We start from the raw sequence: 1594 nt of genomic DNA, 5'->3' as shown, positions 1-1594 counted from the left end.
CCTAAATGACAGGGCTCATGACATAAATTTTTGGTGATTTCCTCCTTAAGATATGGTATAATATAGTTAGAGATACTAAAAATACCACAAAGCCAAAAGGAGGAAATCATAATGTCTTTTAATTCTAAAAAGCAATTGTCTTTCGGTGATCTTTATGAACAGGCCAAAGATTGGGCTCAAAATGATAAACCTCAATTCCTTGAAATGCTCGATCAATATCTTGATTTATCTGAATTTATTCCATTCAGTTTCTACACTGCTTACTACAAATATTTTGGTAGAAAAAGAGAATATGATCTAGAATCGATGCTTTCTGCATTTATTCTGCAAAAAATACTGGGAATTCCAACTCTTGTGCTCTTAGTTAATATTTTTGCTTTAAGCAGTGACTTAAGAGATTTCTGTGGTTTTAAATCTGTTCCTGATATCTCTCAGTTTTCTCGTTTTAAAACAAAATTTGAAGATCATTTAGAAGAACTTTTTTATCAGCTTGTTGAGATTACTGAACCACTTTGCAGAAAAATTGATCCTCTAAAATCTGATCTTTTTATCTATGACACAACTGGTTTTGAACCCTATGTGACTGAAAACAATCCTAAATACATAAACAATATCATTCGCAGACTTAAAAACATCTACAGAAACGATAAAAATGTTAATATATATGCTTTCGCTTATCAGTCTATGCCTTCTTCTGCTCAGGTTAATCAAGAGATAAAACAGCTCTACATTAACGGCCATTTCTGCTATGTCTACAAAGCAGGTATTGTCACTAATGGACTGGGGATTATCCGTCATATATCTTTTTTCGATGATCAATTTAAAGATAATCACCCTGAAATACCTGTTGATAAAAAGTCTGACTCACCTGATGAAGACAAATCTATTGGTGACTCAACTTCTTTAAAACCAGTTTTAGAAGATTATTTTAATCTCCACAGTAATCATCACTATTCCACTTTTATCGCTGATTCGGCTTTTGATACTTATCAAACTTATCCTTTTTTACTAAAAGATTTTAACTTTGATAAAGCAGTTATTCCACTTAATTCTAGAAATACTAAATCAGATCTACCACAGCCAGAATACAATGAAAATGGCTGGCCTTTATGTCCTAAAGATTCATCTTTACCAATGAAACCTAATGGCTGGTGTTGCGGTAAAAACCGCAGCCCTAGATTTAAGTTTGTCTGCCCTAAAACCAATCATAAGGGTGGTAAAAGAAACTGCTACTGTGAAAGCCCCTGTACTGACTCCAGTTACGGTAGAGTTGTCTATACATATCCTGACCAGGATTTAAGAACTTATCCTGGCATCATCAGAGATACAAATGACTGGATAGACCTCTACAAAAAACGGGGAGTTGTTGAACAGACAATTAACTATTTTAAAGATGCCATGGTTACTGGCAATCTAAAAACTCAGAACCTAAAGAGTATTAAAGCAGATGTTTTTCTAGCTGGAATCACTCAGCTTTTAACATTGATCTTAGCTGATAAAATGGGTAAACCAGAAAATATTAAATCTTTAAGATCACTAATTGCTTAGAATTTAAATCTTTTAATATCTTTTTTAAAACCTGTATTCATAGGTT

1 protein-coding gene is annotated in these 1594 nt (G+C 33.0%); it reads left to right on the top strand.

All coding sequences use genetic code 11. From position 1 onward, the window contains the following. Window positions 1–111 precede the first annotated feature (111 nt). Entirely contained in the window at window positions 112–1548 is a 1437-nt protein-coding gene (locus DFR80_RS15070) for a transposase (protein ID WP_114490481.1), read from the top strand. Window positions 1549–1594: the final 46 nt, after the last annotated feature.

The organism is Halanaerobium sp. ST460_2HS_T2, from assembly GCF_003337665.1.
GTDB classification, from domain to species: Bacteria; Bacillota; Halanaerobiia; order Halanaerobiales; family Halanaerobiaceae; genus Halanaerobium; species Halanaerobium kushneri.
The sequence above is the reverse complement of the archived record's forward strand: the minus strand, read 5'-3'. Positions and strand labels throughout refer to the sequence as shown.